Source organism: Acutalibacter caecimuris, assembly GCF_034335085.1.
GTDB classification, from domain to species: Bacteria; Bacillota; Clostridia; order Oscillospirales; family Acutalibacteraceae; genus Acutalibacter; species Acutalibacter caecimuris.
Genome location: NZ_JAWXXJ010000008.1, coordinates 81886 through 102509, shown reverse-complemented (window position 1 = coordinate 102509; position 20624 = coordinate 81886). Strand labels below are relative to the sequence as shown.

12 protein-coding genes are annotated in these 20624 nt (G+C 61.4%); 4 read left to right on the top strand and 8 right to left on the bottom strand.

Annotation, left to right across the window (positions count from 1 at the left end):
* Positions 1-79 precede the first annotated feature (79 nt).
* Positions 80-2290 carry a 3'-5' exonuclease gene (locus U8U01_RS06345; protein ID WP_322172649.1) on the top strand — a complete coding sequence of 737 codons (2211 nt, stop codon included), beginning with the start codon at positions 80-82 and terminating at the stop codon, positions 2288-2290.
* A gap of 167 nt (positions 2291-2457) precedes the next feature.
* Here U8U01_RS06345 and U8U01_RS06340 read toward each other — a convergent pair whose 3' ends face one another.
* The 8 genes from U8U01_RS06340 to U8U01_RS06305 all read right to left on the bottom strand — a co-directional run bounded on the left by U8U01_RS06340 (position 2458) and on the right by U8U01_RS06305 (position 14803).
* Entirely contained in the window at positions 2458-2625 is a 168-nt protein-coding gene (locus U8U01_RS06340; protein ID WP_322172647.1) for a hypothetical protein, read from the bottom strand.
* Positions 2626-2803: 178 nt separating this feature from the next.
* A complete protein-coding gene (locus tag U8U01_RS06335; protein ID WP_322172645.1) occupies positions 2804-5602 on the bottom strand; it encodes a glycoside hydrolase family 3 protein in 2799 nt (932 codons plus the stop codon).
* Between the two features lie 525 nt (positions 5603-6127).
* Positions 6128-6427: an MGMT family protein gene (locus tag U8U01_RS06330; protein ID WP_322172643.1), complete on the bottom strand. Its 300-nt coding sequence runs from the start codon at positions 6425-6427 to the stop codon at positions 6128-6130.
* Entirely contained in the window at positions 6424-7824 is a 1401-nt protein-coding gene (locus U8U01_RS06325) for an MATE family efflux transporter (RefSeq protein WP_367575602.1), read from the bottom strand. The genes U8U01_RS06330 and U8U01_RS06325 overlap by 4 nt, the downstream gene beginning before the upstream one ends.
* 730 nt (positions 7825-8554) lie before the next feature.
* A complete protein-coding gene (locus tag U8U01_RS06320) occupies positions 8555-8746 on the bottom strand; it encodes a hypothetical protein (protein WP_322172641.1) in 192 nt (63 codons plus the stop codon).
* 351 nt (positions 8747-9097) lie between these two features.
* On the bottom strand, positions 9098-11278 hold the full coding sequence (locus U8U01_RS06315; RefSeq protein ID WP_322172640.1) for a Tex family protein: 2181 nt from the start codon (positions 11276-11278) through the stop codon (positions 9098-9100).
* Between the two features lie 539 nt (positions 11279-11817).
* Positions 11818-13641, bottom strand: a complete 1824-nt coding sequence (asnB, locus tag U8U01_RS06310; RefSeq protein WP_322172638.1) for an asparagine synthase (glutamine-hydrolyzing) — start codon at positions 13639-13641, stop codon at positions 11818-11820.
* Between the two features lie 292 nt (positions 13642-13933).
* Complete coding sequence (locus U8U01_RS06305) at positions 13934-14803, bottom strand: GH25 family lysozyme (protein ID WP_322172636.1); 870 nt, start codon at positions 14801-14803, stop codon at positions 13934-13936.
* Between the two features lie 1279 nt (positions 14804-16082).
* On the opposite strand from U8U01_RS06305, the gene recO reads away from it, so the two are divergent.
* The 3 genes from recO to U8U01_RS06290 all read left to right on the top strand — a co-directional run bounded on the left by recO (position 16083) and on the right by U8U01_RS06290 (position 20615).
* Positions 16083-16829, top strand: a complete 747-nt coding sequence (gene recO / locus U8U01_RS06300) for a DNA repair protein RecO (protein ID WP_322172634.1) — start codon at positions 16083-16085, stop codon at positions 16827-16829.
* A gap of 512 nt (positions 16830-17341) precedes the next feature.
* The gene (locus tag U8U01_RS06295) at positions 17342-19696 is read left to right on the top strand and encodes an endonuclease MutS2 (protein ID WP_322172632.1); all 2355 of its coding nucleotides are present in this window, start codon (positions 17342-17344) and stop codon (positions 19694-19696) included.
* 106 nt (positions 19697-19802) lie between these two features.
* Positions 19803-20615 (top strand): histidinol-phosphatase HisJ family protein, encoded by an 813-nt coding sequence (locus tag U8U01_RS06290; protein ID WP_322172630.1) that lies wholly within the window; start codon positions 19803-19805, stop codon positions 20613-20615.
* The last annotated feature ends 9 nt before the right edge of the window (positions 20616-20624 follow it).

The window sequence follows — 20624 nt, the reverse complement described above, 5'->3', positions numbered from 1 at the left end:
CCCCCGTTTCCTGTGGTATACTGGTAGAATAAATCGAAACAAAAAGGGATGCCCCCCATAAAGCAAAGGAGGAACAGGCATGAAGATCGAGTTTATGCTGACCGCCGGGTTTATCAAAACCCTCTGCGGTATGGATAAAGCCCTGCAAGGGGCCACCTTGGATACCCTGAAGGAGTGTCTGGAAAACCCCGCCCGCATCACAGACCCCTCCGACAAGGGCCTGCGCCCGGAGATCCTGAAAAGCGCCAGAGGGGATGCCGGCCGGCTTATGTCCATCCGCGTCCGGCAGGGCCCCCGTATCATCCTGGCCCAGCGGGAAGGCGCCTACTACTTCCTGGCCGCCGGCAAGCATGACGATATGTACGGCGAGGTCAACAACAACGGCAGGCAGTTGCTGGCCCGTGCCGACCCCACCGCGGCCGTAGGGGCCGCCAGCCCGGCAGAGGTAGCCGCCCTGCTCCAGGCCCTTCTGGAGGAAGAGGCCCCCGGCGGGGCCGTGGCGGACGCCCGCCCCTTCCCCCAGGAGGGCGCCAGCGACGTGCAACTGTACCGCATGGGCGTGCCCGAGGACAAGATCGGCTGCCTGCGCGCCCTGAAGGACATGGAGCAGTTTATCGACGAGGTTTCCGGCCAGTTGGAGGACAGCCTCTGCGACCGGCTCTTTACCCTGAGCACCGGCAGCGCCACCGCCATCGAGCTGATCCGGGAGTACGAAAAAACTCAAACACTGCCGGCCGGCCAAGCCGGGCAAACCGGCCAAAACGGGCAGCCCGCCTTCCAGGAGGCCCCCTCCCTGGTGCGCAGCGGCCACGAGCAGTTGGCCAAAATCCTGCAAGAAGGCCGCCTGGAAGAGTGGCGCACCTTCCTGCACCCGGCCCAGCAGCGGCTGGCCGAGGCCCGCCTGGTCCGGGGCGGCGTTGAGTCCACCGGCTACGACGGCCCCGTGCGGGTGTCCGGCGGCGCGGGCACAGGCAAAACCGTTACCGCCATATACCGGGCCATCTGCCTGGCCAAAGGGCTGGGCAACGGGGAAAAGCTGCTCTTCACCACCTTTACCGAGAACCTGGCCCAGGATATCGAGCAAAGCCTCAAACTGCTAAACGGCGGGGCCCTGCCACGGGGGGTGGAGGTTTGCCATATCGACAAAAAAGCCGGCGAACTGCTCCGGGCCACCGGCGGGAAGATCCTCTACAACCCCGCGGAACTGGAGCCCCTTTGGCAGCAGGCCGCCAGCCAGGCCAAAGACCCCTACCCGGAAACCCCTACCTGGTACCGGGAGGAGTGGGAGCAGGTGGTAGCCAAGGGGGCGTTCCTCACCCAGGAAGAGTACCTGCAAGTGGCCCGCCACCAGCGGGGCGCCCCCCTTTACCGCCAGGAAAGGGAGCGGGCCTGGCCGGTGTTTACCGAATACCAAAAACTGCTGGAAACCCGGAACACCTTTGACCGCAACAGCGCCCTGCGCCGCTGCGTGGAGCAGCTCCCCCCGGCGGGCCTCTATAAGCACGTGGTGGTCGATGAAGTCCAGGACTTCTCCGGCTGGGACCTGCGCCTGATCCGGGCGCTGGCCGGGCCGGCGCACCCGGATGACCTGTTTCTGGTGGGGGATGTGCGCCAGCGCATTTACGGCAACAGGCCGGTGCTGTCCCAGTGCGGCATCCACGTGCCCGGCAGCCGCAGCTTTGTGCTGCGCATGAACTACCGTACCCGCGAGAACGTGCGCCGGGCCGCCTCCTGCCTGCTGGAGGACGAGCTTTTTGACAATATGGACGGCGGCCTGGACGACAGCGCACGGGCCTACTACTCCCCCCTGGCAAAAGGCGTGGTGCAGGTGCGTCATGCCCAAAACGAGGCCCAGGAGATGGAATGGATTCTGGGCGAGTTGGAAAAACTCCGGGCCCAGGGCGTGCCCCTGCGCAATGTCTGCCTGACAGCCCCCACCAATGCCCTGGTGCAAAAGTATAAGAAAAAGCTGGCCGAACAGCTCGGCAAGGTGTTCGAGGTCAAAAAAACAGGCCTGGACGAAACCGGCCAGGACGGCTTGCGCATCGCCACCATGCACCGGGTAAAGGGGCTGGAGTTCCAGTATATGTTCCTGGCCGCCGTTAACGACGGCACCCTGCCCCATTACCCCCTGAGCAATGAAACCGAACGGGCCAAAGCCGCCCGTAAGGCCGACAAATGCCTGCTCTACGTGGCCATGACCCGCGCTCGCGACGGCGTGTTCGTCAGCGGTTTCGGCCCCAAAAAGTCCCCCTTCCTCTCCTCCCTGGAGCACCGCTCTACCCCCTGACGCCCGCCCCCTTTTTTGCCTCTCTCCCCTTTACCTCTGGCGGGCAGGGGCCCGTTCTCGCCTGCCGGCTCGGTCGGCTCGGAACGGTCGCCACTGGCGACCCTTGCCCCTGCACCCCGCCAGGAACTGCGTCCCTGGACCCGCCTGTGGCCCGGCCTTTAGCCTTCCTAAAATAATAAAAAAGCAGTCCCTCCAGCGTCAAAAGGTACTGCTTTTTCTTTTTTCATTTTTTTATTTAAATTCCCCTCCCCCCTAAAATAAAACATTCCCGCCGTGCTCTCCACCCAAAAACCACAACAAACCCGCCCTTCAAAATAAAAAAGCAGTCCCCCCAAAACGTCCCAAGGGCACTGCTCTTTATTTTCCTGATACCCCCCATAGGGGGCCCACAAGGCCGGTCCAGCGCGGCCCCAGCGCTGGCGAGGGGTTTGGGGGCGAGCAGCCCCCAAAAAGCCCCCTATGCCGCCAGGGCAGCGCCCCTTGCGGGGCCAAATGGCTTAAACAAGCGCCGGCTTACTCCCCGGTAGCCTCCCGGTTTTTCATCAGATCCTCCAGGCCCATTTTAAAGTGGAAGGTACAGGACTGGAGTTCCAGGCCGGTTTGGGCGGCGAAGAAACGCAGGTAGAAGTTGGCGGAGAAACCCATCACGTCCAGTTCCACGGTCTGCCAGTCCCGCTGGGCGCCGGTCAGGGTGATGGTCCCCAGCAGGCTATGGTCCTGGAACACAGAAAGGGGAAGCTGGCTGACGTCGTTGCTGTCCGTGCTGCGCAGCACCAAACGCAGGGTATACAGCCCCTGCCGCTTTACGGACATCCCGAACCGGGTATTATCCCCCTTATGCAGGCCGATAAGCCCGGTGTCCAGTTGGGCAAAGCCCTCCCGGTCGGCCTCCACAAAGTGGATCTGTGCCGCGCTGCCGTCGTCAAAAGAGGGGGCGCAGGCCAGGTCCCGGTCCAGTTGGCTCTCCTGTCCCCGCAGCCGGGCCAGGGCGGGGGATTGCATCAAAAACCGGCAGATATTCCCGGCGCAGCGTTGCAAATCCCCCCGGCTCAGGCTGCCCTGGGCCAAAGCGGCGGCCAGGTTGTCCGGGTTCTCCTGGGCGTTGGCGGTCACCATATACAGGTCGTTCTGGGCCCTGGCCATAGCGGCCAGGTTGGTGCGTTCGCCGGGCTGCCCCTGGTCGTTGCACCGTGCCCACCAGTCGGTCATCACCTGTCCCTCAAAGCCCCACTGGTCCCGCAGTACGGTGGTCAGCAGGTCGTAGTTGCTGGCCGACCAGAACCCGTTCACCGGGTTATAGCTGGTCATAATCGAGCGTGCCTTCCCGGCTTTCACGGCAATCTCAAAGCAACGCAGGTACAATTCCCGCAGGGCCCGTTCCGAAACCACCGCCTCCACGTCATGCCGGTGGAACTCCTGGCTGTTGCAGGCAAAGTGCTTAATGGTGCCCGTCACCCCGTACTTCTGCATGGCGTTCAGTTGGGCGGCGGCCATGCGCCCGGTCAGCAAGGGGTCCTCCGAGAAATACTCAAAGTTCCGCCCGTTCAGCGGGTGCCTGTGCAGGTTGATGCCCGGCCCCAGCAACGTGTCCACCTTGTTTTTGCGAAGCTCCAGGCCGGCGTACTCGTACAGCTCGCCCACCAGTTGGGTGTCAAAGGTGCAGGCCTGGCAGGTGCCGCTGGGCATGGAGAACGCCCAGGTGCCGCAGTCCATGCGGATGCCGCTGGGCCCGTCGGCGCAGCAGCCGGTGGGTATGCCCATATCCACCAGCCGCTGCGTCACCCCGCCAAAGGCCCCGGCGGTGCCGGGGGTCACTTTGGGCGAGCACATCCCCTCGCCCCGCACCACGCAGCACAAATCCTCATCCGAAAGCTGGGCGATAAACGCCGCCATATCCACCTTGCCGTCGGCCACATCCCCCAGTTTCCAGCCCTTATCGCCGGTTTGGGGATAGGCAGGCGCCATGTGGGCAGCCCGGCGGGCCATGGGGTCCACCGTACCCAGGGGAGCGGGCTCATAGGCCGGGGCGTATACGCCGTTTTCCGCCGCCCCCGGCCGCAGGCGCTCAAAGGGCGTAACCGGCGCGCAGGCCTCCTCCAGTTGCTCCAGCACCTGGGCCTCCAGGGCCACGCGGCCCACCGGCCGGGCGCTGCGCACGTCCGTCCCGGCAAAGAAGGCGTACTCCCCTGCCTCCACCACCCAGGCGGACTTATGCCCCGTAACCCCGCTGTCGTCGTAAGAGGCCAGCAGGTCTACCGAAAAGGTCATCTCCACCGTGGCCTCTTCCCCCGGCGCCAGCAAGGGGGTCTTGGCAAAGGCGCACAGGCTCCGGGCGGGCTTGCCCAGCCGGCCCTGGGGGGCCGCGCAGTACAGTTGCACCACTTCCCGGCCGGGCACGCCGCCGGTATTGGCCACTTTGGCAGAGAACCGGAACAGCCCGTCATACTGCACCGGGGCGGGCTCCACCGCAAACTGGGTGTAGCTCAGCCCAAAGCCGAAGGGGTACAGCACCTTGTCCGGGGCAAAGGTTTCAAAGTAGCGGTAGCCCACGTAAATATCCTCGCTGTACACGTTCCGGCTCTCGCTGCCGTAGTTCCCGGCAGCCGGGTAGTCGCCAATATCCCTGGCAATGGTGTCCGAAAGCTTACCAGAGGGCGTCACCTGCCCGGTAAGCAGGTCGGCCACGGCCAGGCCGCCTTCCTGCCCGCCCTGCCAGGTCAGCATCACGGCCCCCGGGCGGTATTCCTCCACCCATTTCATGTCCAGGATGCTCCCCGTGTTCAGCACCACGGCCACCTGCCGGAAAGCCCCGCAGGCCAGCGCCAGCATCCGGCGCTCCGCGGCGGCCAGCAGGTAGCTGCCCTCCGCGTCCGAGTTATCCTTATCCTCCCCGGCAGTCCGGCCGATGATCACCAGCGCCGCGTCGTTTTTTTCGCTGTATTTTCCCACCAGGGTTTCGTCCAGGGGCATTTCCTCCTGGTACCAGGGCTCGGCGGCCCAGCCCTGCCCTACGTCAAAGGGGTGGTCCTGTAGCCACGCCTCGTACACGGCCTTCAGTTCCTGGTCCACCTCTACCCGGCCGCCCTGCTCCAGCGCCTCGGTGATGGTGGGCACGTGCCCGGTGTTCACCAGCCCGCCCGAACCGGTGCCGGACTTGTAGTAGTTGAACTGGCTGCGGCCGAACACGGCCACCTTCGCGCCGGGGGCAAAGGGCAAAACGCCCGCCTCGTTGCGCAGCAGGACAGCGCCCTCGCAGGCAGCGGCCCGCGCCGCCGCCCCGTAGGCTTGTGGGTCAAAAGTTTTTGCTTTCATGGGGGTTCCACCTTTCTGTATGATTATGGATGGAAAAAAGTACCTTTTATGTATAGTATAACCTACCCGCCCCCATTTAGCAAGAGGCAAATCCCCAACCCACCCCCACGTTTTTGCCTCTACCTCCAAAAAAAGCCCCTTCCCCCTTTGCAGGGGAAAAGGGCGCGTCCAAAATAAAGAACGAAAAAGTGAAACTCCGGCGAACGAATCAATAAAAGTTTCGTTTTCTCACCTGCCGGTTCGGCCGGATCGTGACGGCCGCTCTACTTGGCTGTGCCAAGTAGCCGGCGGCCCTCGCCCTTTTCAAACGGGCAAACAATAAAAGTTTCGTCGTCTCACCTGCCGGTTCGGTCGGCTCGTGACGGCCGCCACTGGCGACCCTCGCCCTTTTCAAAGGTGGTGGGGTTTTTAGGGGGCGACAATCGCCGGTGGCGATTGTCCGTCGCCGGCCGAGGCGGCAGCCGAGAATCAAAGCCCCCGCCGGAGGCAAAAATCCCGTATAGACCCAGCAGCCGCCCCGCAGCCCTAACCCTCCCAAAGGGCGGCCCGCAAGTCCACGCGGCCGTCAGGCAGAAAGGGCACGCCCTCCGCCTCCAGCATATTCCGCTGGATGGCTTTCCCGCCAAAGGCCTGGTCGCAGCAAAGGGTGCCGTCACGGTAGATGACCCGGTGGCAGGGCAGCCCGCCGGGGGCATGGAGCATCGCCGCCCCCACAATCCGGGCGGCCCTGGGCCTGCCGCACAGCAGGGCAATCTGCCCGTAGGTGGCCACCCGCCCGGCGGGGATGCGCCCCACGGTGGCAAACACTTCGTCCCGAAAGCTCATAGGGCCCTCCCCAAAGGCAGGGGCCTCTTTTCCAGTTGCCGGAACAGCCGCACCAGAATCACCACCGCCACCACAGCCAAAATAAACTCCGCCACCAGTTGCGAGTAGGCCAGCCCATAGGGCGGGAACAGCCTGTCCAGCAAGATCAGGGCCGGTATCTCCAAAATGATCTTCCGCAGCACCGCAAACACCAGGGCCTTCCTGCCCATGCCGCAGGACTGGAACACGCCCACCGCAATAAAGTCAATGCACAGGAAGGGCTGCGCCAGGCAAAGCCCCTGCAAAAAGGCCGCCCCATAGGTAACAACCGACTCGTTCTGGATGAACAGCAGCGTAAACCACCTGGCCCCAAAGAACATGGCCGCCGTGGCTACCGCCATAAAGGCCATGGCAAGCTTCATCAAAAAGCCGATCGTGCTCTTCATCCGGGGGGTGTTGCCGCTGGCATAGTTGTAGCTGATCAGCGGCATGATCCCCTGGGAGCCCCCCAGCGCAATCTGCATGGAAACCGAACTGATGGTGGTGGCAATGCCCATGGCGGCCACCGCGTCGGGGCCGTAGCCGGCGGTAAAGTTGTTCAGCACCATGCGCCCGGTCACGTTCAGCAGGTTCTGTATGGAGGCCGGTATGCCCACCCCGAAAATACCCAGCACAATGGCCCGCCGCCACCGAACCATAGCCGGGTTCACGCACACATAGGTTTTGCCCCTGCGCACAAACAGCAGCACAAAAAAGTACCCGCAGGCAAAGCAGTTCGAGAGGAACGTGGCCAGCCCCGCCCCCGCGGCGCCCAGGCCCAGCCCCCAGGGCAAAATAAAGATGGGGTCCAGTATAATGTTGAGGAAACACCCGCTCATGGTGCCGATGCTGGCGTGCAGCGCCGCCCCCTCCGAGCGCACCAGGTAGGCCAGCACCACGTTCAAAATGGCCGGGCTGGCGCCAAAAGTCACCGTCCACAGTAGGTAGTCGCTGGTGGCGGAAAGGGTAGACGCATCCGTGCCCAGCGCCGTCAATAGGGGCATACGGAAACAGGTAAACCCCACCGAAAACAGCACCCCAAACAGCAGCGACCCATAAAACCCAAAGGCCGAGCTGCGGTATACCGTGTCATAGTCCTTGCTGCCCAGGGCCCGGCTCATCATGCTGGAAGTCCCCACCCCAAACAGGTTGTTCACCGCGTTAAAAGCCAGCAGCATGGGCCCCGAAAGGGTCAACGCCGCATTCTGTACCGGGTCGTCCAGCATCCCCACAAAGTACGTGTCCGCCAAGTGGTACAGCACCATCACCAGCGAGCTCAATATAGTAGGTATCGCCAGCGTCATCACTGCCTTGCGTATAGGCATCCGCTCAAAAAGTTCCGTCTTGCTTGTATCCGGCATATGTACTCCTTTCTCCATAAATGCGCCTGCTGCTTTGCTGCCACCTTCCGGCCCAGCCTGCCTTAAGGGGCGCCGCCCCTTAAGAATCCCTGCCAGAGGGGCCCAGCCCCTCTGGACTCCCACCGCCGCGCACCCCCGGCCCTGTCCCCCAAGGCCCCCTACCCGCGAGGGCCAAACAGCATAACTTAAAATCTTTTTTCTTTTTTAATTTCAGTCCCTTGCCCACCTACGGTGCCCCCACCGGCCCAGCCTTCCTTAAGGGGCGCCGCCCCTTAAGAATCCCTGCCAGAGGGGCCCAGCCCCTCTGTACTCCCGCCGCCGCGCACCCCCGGCCCTGTCCCCCCAAGGCCCCCTACCCGCGAGGGCCAAACAGCATAACTTAAAATCTTTATTCTTTTTTTATTTCAGCCCCTCGCCCACCTACGGTGCCCCCACCGGCGCTACCTGCCTTAAGGGGCGCCGCCCCTTAAGAATCCCTGCCAGAGGGGCCCAGCCCCTCTAGACTCCCACCGCCGCGCACCCCCGGCCCTGTCCCCCAAGGCCCCCTACCCGCGAGGGCCAAACACCATAACTTAAAATCTTTTTCCTTTTTATTTCAGCCCCTCGCCCACCTACGGTGCCCCCACCGGCGCTACCTGCCTTAAGGGGCGCCGCCCCTTAAGAATCCCTGCCAGAGGGGCCCAGCCCCTCTAGACTCCCGCCGCCGCGCACCCCCGGCCCTGTCCCCCAAGGTCCCCGCCCGCGAGGGTCAAACAGTATACTTAAAAATTTTTTCTTTTTTTAGGGCTTGTTTGAAAATAGAGGAAATGACGGATTTTTGACCAGAAGCGGTCAGCTTCAAGGAGAAAACCGCAAGGAATACTTGCGTATTACGAGGATTTTCGACGCAGGAGATGGCTGCTTCTGGGTAAAAAGACGGCGTTTTCGATTTTTCAAACAAGCCCTAGTTTTATTTTTTGATCTCTTGCCCGCTCCAGGTGTTCCCCTCGGCCCAGTCGAGCCCACAAAAATAAGCCAGCGCCATCCGCACGCCCCCCAATTTCCATGACGCCCCCCATCCCGGCCCTTCAAAAAACAAAAAAGATCCAGTCCCCGCACAACCCAACAGGGGTTTGCACCCCCAATAAACAGTAAGCGTCCCCAAGGCCCCCTATAGGATTCCAAAGGGGCTGTGCCCCTTTGGCAGGGGCCTGGGGGCAGCGCCCCCAGCAGGGTACAGGGGCAGAGCTCCTGGCAGGGGTCTGGGGGCAGAGCCCCCAGCGGGGTCAGGGGCTCTGCCCCTGGAAAGCACTCAAGGGGATTGCGGTGCACGCATAGAGAGGGCGATCCGTTTTTTCTTCTCATCCACTTCCATCACCGTAACCTCCACCACGTCGCCCACCTTAACCACCTGGTTAGGGTCGCGGACGAAACGGTTGCTCAGTTGGGAGATATGCACCAGCCCGTCCTGGTGCACGCCAATGTCCACAAAAGCGCCAAAGTCCACCACATTGCGCACGGTGCCGGTAATCTTCATCCCCGGCGCCAGGTCGCTGATGTCCATCACGTCCGTGCGCAGCATAGGCGGGGGCAGTTCGTCCCTGGGGTCCCGGCCGGGCTTTTGCAGTTCGGCGGCAATATCCCGCAGGGTAGGCAGGCCCACGCCGCAGGCCGCGGCGGCCTTTTCCGGGCCCAGGGCCTTCAGCCGCGCGTCCAAATCCCCCAGCGCGCCGGGTGTGCCCACATCCTCCAGGGCATAGCCGCACAATTCCAGCAGCTTTTCCGCCGCCTTATAAGACTCCGGGTGCACGGCCGTGCGGTCCAGCACCTTCTGGCTCTCCGGCACCCGCAAAAAGCCCGCGCACTGCTCAAAGGCTTTGGGCCCCAGCTTGGGCACCTTCAGCAGTTCCCGGCGGGTGGTAAAGCTGCCGTTTTCCTCCCGGTAGGCGGCCACGTTCTTCGCCACGGTGGGGCTTATGCCCGCCACCCGCCGCAAAAGGGCCGGCGAGGCCGTATTCAGGTCCACGCCCACGGCGTTTACGCAGTCCTCCACCACCCCGTCCAAAGCCTCCGAAAGCCTGGCCTGGGGCATATCATGCTGATACTGCCCCACCCCAATGGCCTTGGGGTCTATCTTCACCAGTTCGGCCAAAGGGTCCTGCAAGCGCCGGGCAATGGACACCGCCGAGCGCAAACTCACGTCAAAGTCCGGGAACTCCTCCGCCCCCAGTTTCGAGGCCGAGTACACCGAGGCCCCAGCCTCGCTGACCACCATATAGGACACATCCCCGCCGTACTCCTTGATAAATTCGCTGACGAATATCTCCGACTCCCTGCCCGCCGTACCGTTGCCAATGGCAATACACCGGATGTGGTGGGTGTCGCACAGCCGGCGCAGTACCCGCTTGCCCTCCTCCACCTTGTTGTGGGGCTTGGTGGGGTAGATCACCGCCGTTTCCAGCACCTTGCCGTTGCCGTCCACCACAGCCAGCTTGCAGCCGGTGCGGTAGGCCGGGTCAAAGCCCAGGGTCACCTTGCCCTTTACCGGGGGCTGCATCAGCAGGGGCCGCAGGTTCAGGGCAAAGGTGTGTATGGCCTGTTCCGCCGCCTGGTCCGTCAGGGCCCGCCGCAACTCCCGTTCCAGCGAGGGGAAGATCAGCCTGTCCCAGGCGTCCCCGGCCACCTCCTCCAGCACCGCCCCAAAGGGGTGGTCCCGCCGTACCCCCTGCAAAATCAGCCGGGTGGGGCCAAACTCTCCGGGCAGCAGGCTTACCTTCAGCACGCCCTCCCGTTCGCCCCGGTCCATGGCCAGTACCTGGTGGCCCTGCAACCGTTTCAGCGGCTCCTGAAAGTCATAATACAGCCGGTATACCGTGTCCTCCTCGGTGTTGGCCACGGCCCGGGCGCTGCCCTCTTTCTGCATCCGCTCCCGCAGCCGTTTGCGGGTGTCCGCCTCATCAGAAAGGTCCTCGGCGATAATGTCCTTGGCCCCTTGCAGGGCCTCCCCGGCAGAGGCCACCCCCTTTTCCGGGTCGATATACCCCCCGCACAGTTCCTCCAGCCCCAGGGGCCGCCCGTCCGGCCCCTTGCCGGCCCATATGGCCGCGGCCAGGGGCTCCAGCCCCTTTTCCCTGGCGATGCTGGCCCTGGTCTTGCGCTTGGGCCTAAAGGGCCGGTACAGGTCGTCCACCTCGGTCAGGGTAGCGGCCCGGCCAATGGCCTCCTCCAGTTCCGGGGTCAGCTTTTCCTGCTGGGCAATGGCGGCCTTCACCTCGGCCTTGCGCTGTTCCAGGCCCCGCAGGTATTGCAGCCGGTCCGCCAGGGTGCGTATGGTCTGGTCGTCCATAGTGCCGTGCTGCTCCTTGCGGTACCGGGCGATAAACGGCACCGTGTTGCCCTCGTCCAGCAAGTCCGCCACCGCCTGCACGTGTCCGGGCCGCAAATGCAGTTCCGCGGCAATGGCCTCTATAATCGGTTCCCTGTTATTCTCCATAATTTTTATTTCACTCCCTGCTCGTTGGGTCCCTCTCTGCTGGGCGTGTCCCAAGCAAAGCGCTTAAAAACGTTTCAAAAGTAGGCTCCGGCAAATAAAACAATAAAAGTTTCGCCTTCCCACCTGCCGGTTCATGACGGCCGCCCAACCTTGGCTGCGCCAAAGCCAGTGCCCCCGCCCTTTTCAAACGGGCCAACAATAAAAGTTTCGTCCACCTTTTCAAAGGTGGTGGGGTTCTTAGGGGCAAAGCCCCTAAGCCGCCGGAGGCAAGGTGGTGGAGTTCTTAGAGGTGAAACCCAAGAGTTGGCAACGCCAACTCTCCACCGCCAGAGGCCAATATTCCGTCATAAACTCTTCTTTATGGACACACCCGCTGTCTGCGGTGTGCCCAAAACGAAGAGTTTAAAAACGGGACTCCGGCAACCAAATGGTAAAAGTTTCGTCCACCTTTTCAAAGGTGGTGGGGTTCTTAGGGGCAAAGCCCCTAAGCCGCCGGAGGCCCACATTCCGACCCTTCTGTTGGCCGCGCCCCCCTCAGCCTACCGATTCACAAAAAATTCCCGGTACCACACCAAAAAGGTGTATACGGTCCACACCCGCCGGCTGTTGTCCGCTTTCCCGGCCTTATGCTCGTCCAGCAGTTTCACCAGCCTGCCCGTGTGGAAGAACGCCTCCGCCTCCGGCCCGGTGAACATCTCCTTCACCCGCTGGTAATAGGCGTCCTCTTTCAGCCATACCCGCGTAGGCACCGGGAAGCCCAGCTTTTTCTTCCCCGCCCACTTTTCGGGCATCCGCCGCAAAGCGGCCTGGCGCATGGCATATTTGGTGTTCTCGCTGTTCACCCGGTACCGCATGGGTATGCGCCCGGCCAGCGCCATCACTTCCTTGTCCAAAAACGGCACCCGCAACTCCAGGGAGTTGGCCATGCTCATCTTGTCCGCCTTCAGCAGGATATCCCCCACCATCCACATATGCAGGTCCACAAACTGCATCTTGGTCACCGGGTCCTTGTCCTGCACCATATCGTAATAAGGTTTCACCATCTGGGCCGGTGAGGGCGCGCCCACCGGGTCCTTCAGCAGGGCCCGGCGCTGCTTTTCGGTAAACATATAGGCATTGCCGATAAACCGCTCCTCCAAAGGCTTGCCCCGGCGCACCAAAAAGTTCAACCCCCGGCGGGCGGGCAGCGCCCCGGCAATTTTGCCAATGACCCGCCGCACAGGCAGGGGTATCCGGTCATACCAGGCCATGGAGAGGGGCTCCCGGTAGATGTTATACCCCCCAAACAGTTCGTCCGCCCCCTCGCCGGAAAGCACCACCTTCAGGTGCTGGGCGGCGGTGTTGCACACAAAGTACAGGGCCACCGCCGAGGGGTCCGCCAGGGGCTCGTCCATATGGTACTGTATCTTCCCAAAGTTGCCCCAAAACTCCTCCGGCGTAATCACCTTGCTGATGTTCTTCACCGGTATCAGCGCCGAAAGCTCCTTGGCGTAGCTGGTTTCGTTATACCGCTCGCCGTTGTCAAAGCCCACGGTAAAGGTCTTGTCCACATGGGCCGAGCACGCCACATAGCTGGAGTCCACCCCCGAGCTCAAAAAGGACCCCACCTCCACGTCGCTGACCTTATGGGCCTCCACGCTGCCGTCAAAGGTCTTTTCAATGGCGTCCACCCACTCTTCCAGGCTCTTGCCCTCGTCCGCCTGGAACTTGGGCAGCCAGTACCGGGTAATGGCCATGTCCCCGTCCTTATAGGTAAAGTAGTGGGCCGGGGGCAGCTTGTACACCCCCTCAAAAAAGGTTTCCGGCCCCGGCGAGTACTGAAAGCTCAGGTAATGTTCCAGCGCCCGGCGGTTCAGCGCCTTCTTAAAGGCCGGGTGGGGCAAAAACCCCTTTATCTCCGACCCAAACAGGAAACTCTCCCCCATGCTGGCATAGTACAGGGGCTTTATGCCAAAAAAGTCCCTGGCCCCAAACAGTTCCCCCTTCTCCTTGTCCCATATCACAAAGGCGAACATCCCCCGCAGCTTGTCCAGCATACCGGGGCCGTACTCCTCATAGCCGTGCAGCAACACTTCGCTGTCCGCCGCGGTCTTAAAGGTATGCCCGGCGGCCAGCAGGTCCTTTTTCAGGTCCCGGTAGTTGTATATCTCCCCGTTAAACACCAGCACTTTAGACCCGTCCTCGTTGCACATAGGCTGGCGCCCGCCCTCCAGGTCAATAATCGAAAGCCGCCGGAACCCCAGCGATACCCGCCCGTCCTGGTAATACTGGGCGTCGTCCGGCCCCCGGTGGGCAATGGCGCCGGCCATCTCCTGCAACACGCCCTGGTCCCCGTCGCCGGTAAAGCCAATAAATCCACACATAGTTTCTTATCCCCTTTCGGTGGTAATAGGCAGCATATAAACCAACAGGAATAAAGAAGATTATACCACAAAACCCCCGCCGGCGCAACAGGGCAGGGCCAAAAAGGCCCTGCCCCGCCTTAGAACCTGCTAGCCGTGCACGGATTGCGCGGACAGGTTTGTTGTCAGAGGACATTTTTTGTCAGAGGACGTAGATTGCGCGCGGGCAATCCCACGATTGCCAAGCAAAAGCTGCGTCCTACGGCGGAAAATATGCCGGCAAGATGGGTGCGGATCAATGCTGGACAGGTTCTCAGCTTTCCGCCATCCCGTCCAGCTTTTGCAGCACCCGTTCTATTACGTACAGGGCCCGTATATAGCTGTAGCTGGCGTCTATCCGGGTTTTCCCCGTCACCGTTTCACCGGACCCCGCCAAGCCCAGCTCCCGGTACACGTCCTCCACGGCCTGCCGGGCCCACTTGGGCACCTGGTCAAAGGTGGGGTACTTCTTCTCGTTCCGGTCGTACACCGCCTGGGCCTCCTGCCTGGCCAGTTGCTGCACCTCTTCTCTTGTCATGTCGGTCCAATCTCCTTTCCCTATTATGGCCGGGTAATCCCGAAACGCCCGGTCCAGGTCAAATATTTTCCCGTTGATAACCCCCCGGTCGCTGTACTGCCACAGCCCCGCGCCCGGGTAGTCCAGTTGATCGTTCCACTGGGCCACCCACCGGTCTATCCCGGCCAGCCGGGGGCTGTCCAGCCGGGTGCGCATCCAGCTCAGCGAGGCATACAGCCCGCAGTAAAAGCCCGCGTCCTTCAGCGCCCCGTAGTAGGCCAGGCAGTTGTCCACCAGCGCCTGGCCGCTGGGCAGCGTGGCGTCCTCCAGGTCGTACCATACGCCGTATAGGGGCTCCACCCCCTGCAAAAGCCGCAGGGTGTGCCGGGCCTCGCTCAGCGCCATTTCCCGGTTCCTGGCGTACGAGTACAGGTATACCCCAAAGGGTATCCCCGCCGCCCGGCACTTGCGCACGTTCGCCCAGTATTGGGTGTCGTCCTGAGAGGTATAGTCGCTCCCGTACCCGCAGCGTATGATGATAAAGTCTACCTTCCCCCGCAGCCCGTTTATGTCCACATCCCCGTTGAACTGCGATATGTCGATCCCCGACGCCAGATAACCCGCCATGCAGATGCCCCTTTCCTTCGCTCTGGTACCCCTATCCTATGCCCGCCCCGGCCAAAAGGTGCTTTTTGCCTTTTGCCTCTGGCGGTTTGCCTCCGGCGGTTTGCCTCCGGCGGCCCAAGGGGCCTTGCCCCTTGGGAATCCCCACCACTTTTGAAAAAGTGGACAAAACTTTTATGTGCGCACGCCAAAACGCCTTTTCTCCAACCGCCAGGCTTTGCCATCGAAACTTTTCCTCGTTTTACTTTTTTTCTTTTTTATTTTTTAATTGATAAACAGCATCAAGTGCAACCTATAAAAATAATCATGATAACTAGGGCTTGTTTGAAAATAGAGGAAATGACGGATTTTTGACCAGAAACGGTCAGCTTCAAGGAGAAAACCGCAAGTAATACTTGCGTATTACGAGGATTTTCGACGCAGAAGATGGTTGCTTCTGGGTAAAAATACGGCGTTTTCGATTTTTCAAACAAGCCCTAGCCTTCGCAATTTAAATGATAAAAGCAATTACGATAACCGCCCCTCAAAATCAAAGTCATAAAAATAATGAATATAACTATTCTTTTTAATTTAAATAATAGAAATTATCATAATAATCGCGATATCCCCGTCCAATCCCCGCCGAACCGGCCCGAAAATACATAAAAATACATTCCCCCCAAAAAATCTCCGCCCTAACTGCCTCCTAACCCCCGAATATCCCCCCACGATCCCCCCAATACCCTGCGGTTACGCACCCCTAACCGCCTCCCGAAAGAATAAAAATACGCCCTCATATATATTTATACACGCCCAAAACAGGCGCGCAAAAAAGTTTTGTCCACTTTTTCAAAAGTGGCAGGGATTCCTAAGGGGCGGAGCCCCGAAAGGCAAAAAAAGCTTGCGTTAGGGCAAAAAAGAAGGTACAATATGTAGTTAGAACGGGGGGACAAGCACATCTGGTGGGAAAAGTATGCTGAAATTTGTCGATAAAAGATATTTTTCCCACTCATAGCCGGGGCAAAAGCTGTGAATACTGCTAGTAGATCAAGCCGGAAAGCAGGGCGGGGGCGCACCCAGGCGGCGGAAACGCGGCAGGGTGGTCCAGTCGAGTCGGTTAGCTTTCTGGTAGAATTTACAAATTTTTTGGCATTTTCGCCGAAAAACCGCAGTGAGGAGGCGTTTGCAGTGAACGAAAGGCAAGCCTGGCAAAGCTTTGTACAAACCGGCCGGGTAGAGGACTACCTCCGGTACGCCCACATACGCGCCGTGGCAAGCGCCCGGCAGGAAGGGGAGCCGCAAGTTGACATTTCAAACACAGGGCCTGGTCATCCGCGAAACAGAGGCCGGGGAGAAGTACCGCCAAGTCACGGTACTTACCGCTGAATACGGCCTGTTACGGGCCTTTGTACGCCGGCGCAGCGGCAAGCGGGACAACAAAAGCGCCGGCACAGACCTTATGTGCTATTCCCGCCTGGACATCTCCAAAGGGCGGGGAGATTACATAGTCAATGATGCCCGGCCCCTGCGCCGTTTCACCTGGTCCCCGGCCGATGTAAGCGCGGTATACCTGGCCATGTACTTCTGCCAGTTGGCCGAGTTGCTGGTAACGGATACCGGGCATACCGGCGAGTGCCTGCGCCTGCTGATGAATGCCCTCTACCTGCTCAGCCAGGGCAGCCGCTCCCAGCCCCAGCTAAAGGCCACGGTAGAGCTACGCCTGCTGTCCCTTTGCGGCTACCTGCCCGACCTGACCGGCTGTGCCGGCTGCGGGGCGTACGAGGCCCCCCAAATGGCCTTTTTGCCCAGTGAAGGCTGCATTTTATGCGAAAACTGCCACCGGCCCGGCAGCCGTCCTGCCGTCCCCCTCACCCCGGACGCCCTCCATGCCATGCGCCACATCGTCTACGCCGACTTTGCGCGCGTCTTTTCCTTCCGGCTCACCGGCCCCTCCCTCCAGGCCCTCTCCGCCGCATCCGAGGCCTACACCCTCTCAACCCTCCAGGAGGAGCCCAAAGCGCTCTCTTTCTATAAAAGCTGCGCCCTGTAGGGCCCTGCCGGCCTGTGCCATGGTATGTCCTGGGGGATTGGATTTGTGCGGATTGGTGAAAATTATGGGTAAATTTTGTGCTTTTATACATTCCTTTTGGGTGCATGGCCCTTTGCAGGGGGCCGTGCTGGCGTTTTGCCCGTGTTTTAGGGCGTGTTCACATAAGCTGAGTATGCGGATTTTGGAGTAAATTTTTGTCAGATTCAAGGCGGAAATTTGCAGACGTACTCGCGTACTTCAAAAATTTTTAACGCAGAAGATGGCAAAAATTTGCCCAAAAAACGTGTGCGAACGCTTATGTGAACACGCCCTAGGAAAATAAACGGCAAAAAAGGCTTAAGAAGTTCCCCCTGCTGCCGATTTGCTAAAGAGGAGCCTTATACCCCGGCACAAGCGCCGGAAAGGGAAAAGCGGCAGCCTGTGCCTGGGCTGCGGCCCTTTGCCAACAGGAAATACCCCCGTATCCGGGGGCAAGGTCCCAAAAGGTGGGACCCGCTACGAAAGGAGTCAGAATGAACAGGAATTATAGAGCGCTGGAACTGGACAAGATACTGGAGATGGTGGCGGCGGAAACCGCCTGCGAAGACGCGGCGGAGGCTGTGCGGGGCATAGAACCGGCGGGCACGGCAGGGGAGGCCCAGCGGCTTTTAGAGGAAACGGACGCGGCCTTTGTGCTGATGGCAAAGTTCGGCGGCCCCGGTTTCCGGGACCTGAAGAACGTTTCCAACCCCCTGCGCCGGGCCCAGGCCGGCGGCAGCCTGGGTATGCGGGAACTGCTGGATGTGGCAGGCACCCTGCGGGCCATACGGGCGCTGCAAAGCTGGCATGACAAATCCGCCGGGATGAAAACGGCGCTAAGCGACCGGTTTTCCGTGCTGTCGCCCAACAAATACCTGGAGGAAAAGATCTTCACGGCCATTATCAGCGAGGAGGAAATGGCGGACGCCGCCTCCCCGGCGCTGGCCACAATCCGGCGGAAGATCCGCAATGCCTCGGCCCGGGCCCGGGACCAGTTGGACAAGCTGGTGCACGCGGCGGCCCACCAAAAGCACCTGCAAGAGAGCATCATCACCCAGCGGGGCGGGCGCTATGTGGTGCCCGTCAAGGCCGAATACCGGGGGGAGGTGCCGGGCCTGGTCCACGACACCTCCGCCAGCGGGGCCACGGTGTTTATAGAGCCCATGAGCGTGGTGGAGGCCAACAACGAGATCCGGGTGCTGCAAGCCCAGGAATTGGAGGAGATCAACCGCATTTTGCGGGAACTTTCCGCCGAGGCCGGGGCCTTTGCGGACGGGGTCATCCACAGCTACCAGATGGCGGTAGAGTTAAACGTGATCTTCGCCAAAGCCCAGGTAGCCTACCGCATGAAGGCCGTCGCCCCCACCGTAGGGGAGGACGGCGTCACGGTTCTGCACGGGGCCCGGCACCCCCTTATCGACAAAAACAAGGTGGTGCCTACGGACATCAGCCTGGGCAGGGATTTTGACACGCTGATCATCACCGGCCCCAACACCGGCGGCAAAACCGTGGCCCTGAAAACCGTGGGCCTGCTGACCTTAATGGCCATGTGCGGGCTGATGATCCCCGCCGGGGCAGGGAGCCAGGTGTCGGTATTCCGCCATATTCTGGCGGATATCGGCGATGAGCAGAGCATCGAGCAGAGCCTGTCCACCTTCTCGGCCCACATGACCAATATCATCCGCATATTAAGCATGGCCGGCGGCCAGAGCCTGGTGCTGCTGGACGAGTTGGGCGCGGGCACCGACCCGGTAGAGGGCGCGGCCCTGGCCGAGGCGATCATAGAGGAACTGCGGGCCAAAGGGGCCCGGCTGGCCTGTACCACCCACTACGCCGAGTTAAAGGCCTACGCCATCCAGACCCAGGGTGTGGAAAACGGCTGCTGCGAGTTCGACGTGGAGAGCCTGCGGCCCACCTACCGGCTGCTCATCGGGGTGCCGGGCAAGTCCAACGCCTTCGCCATCTCCAAGCGGCTGGGGCTGGAGGAACGCATCGTCGGCCGGGCAGGGGAGCTGGTTTCCAAAGAGGACAGCGCCTTCGAGCAGGTAGTGGGCCGGCTGGAGGAGGAGCGCCATAAGTTGGAGGAAGAGTTGGCCGCCGCCCAAAGGGCCGCGGAAAGGGCGCGGGACAGCGTGCGCGAGGCCCAGGCCAAGCAGGCCGAAGCCGGCCGGCAGGCAAAGCGGGAACTGGAGCAGGCTAGGCAGGAGGCCGCCAATATCGTGCAGAAAACCCGCCGCCAGGCGGACGCGCTGCTCAACGAACTGGACGAGCTGCGCCGCCAGCAGAACAAAGCCCTTTCCGCCGAGCAGAAGGCCCGGCTGCGGGGCGGGCTGCGGGACTTGGAAACCGCCGCCGACCCGGTGCACCAGTTGCGCTCCAACGAGGCATACACCCTGCCCCGGAAACTGCGGCCGGGGGACAGCGTGCAGATTTTTGACATTGACAAAAAGGCCACGGTGCTGGAAGAGCCACGGGACGGCCAGGTGCTGGTACAGGCGGGGATCATCAAGACCCGGGTAACGGTGGAAAACCTGCGGCTGCTGGGGGAGGGCAAGCCGGAAAAGGCCAGGGGCCGCACCGTAACCAAAAGCGTAAGCGCACCGGACGCCAGCACCAGCCTGGACCTGCGGGGGCAGAATGTGGACGAGGCCCTGATGGAGGTAGACGCCTTTATCGACCGGGCCGCGCGGATGAACCTGCCCCAGGTGACGATCATCCACGGCAAGGGCACAGGGGTGCTGCGGGCGGCGGTGCAAAAGCATCTGCGCCAGTGCAAGCAGGTGAAAAAGTTCCGCCTGGGGGCCTTTGGCGAGGGTGAGAACGGGGTGACCATCGCGGAATTGGCGTAAGGGGCGCCCCCTTTGCCATCCCCGTTTCTACAGGCCCTTCCCTTTTCTGGGGAAATATGGTATAATAGCCCCTAATACCCAATTAAAGACCCAAGAGGTGATCAGAATGGAGCACAAATACGCCAGCGACTGCCATAACCACTCCAGTTGCTCGCCGGACGGCAAACACCCGGTAGCGGCTATGCTGGATAGGGCAAAGGAACTGGGCCTGTATGCCTATACCCTTACCGACCACTGCGAGTGCAACCAGTATCAGGATAAATACCGCCAGCGGGCCGCCAGGGCCTGGCAGGCTATGGAGGAGGCCCGGCCGCCCCAGGGGCTGCGGTTTTACCGGGGCCTGGAGTTGGGCCAGCCCCTGCAAGACCTGCCCGCCGCCCAGGAGGCCGTGGGCCGCTTTGCCTATGATTTTGTGATCGGCTCGCTGCACAACCTGCCGGACAAGGAGGATTTTTACTTCCTGGACTGCGCCGCCATGGCTCCCGGCGAGGTAGACGCCCTGTTGGGGGAGTATTGGGACGGCCTGCTGGAAATGATAGCCTGGGGCGGGTTCGACAGCCTGGGGCACCTGACCTACCCGCTGCGGTACATCCAGGGGGCGCAGGGGGTACAGGTAGATATGGAGCGGCACGCGGAGAAAATCGACCGGGTTCTCTTGGCGCTCATCGCCAAAGGTAAGGCCCTGGAGGTGAATACCTCCGGCCTGCGGCAGGCGTTGGGGGAAACCATGCCCGGCCCCGGCCTGCTGAAACGCTACCGGGCGTTGGGCGGCCGGCTGGTGACACTGGGCTCGGACGCCCACTGTACAGAGGACCTGGGCAAGGGCATTGACCAGGGCATGGCGCTGCTGCAAGCGGCGGGCTTTTCGGCGTTCGCCGTCTATGAAAAGCGGCAGCCGGTGCTGCTGCCGCTGGCATAAAGGGCGCCT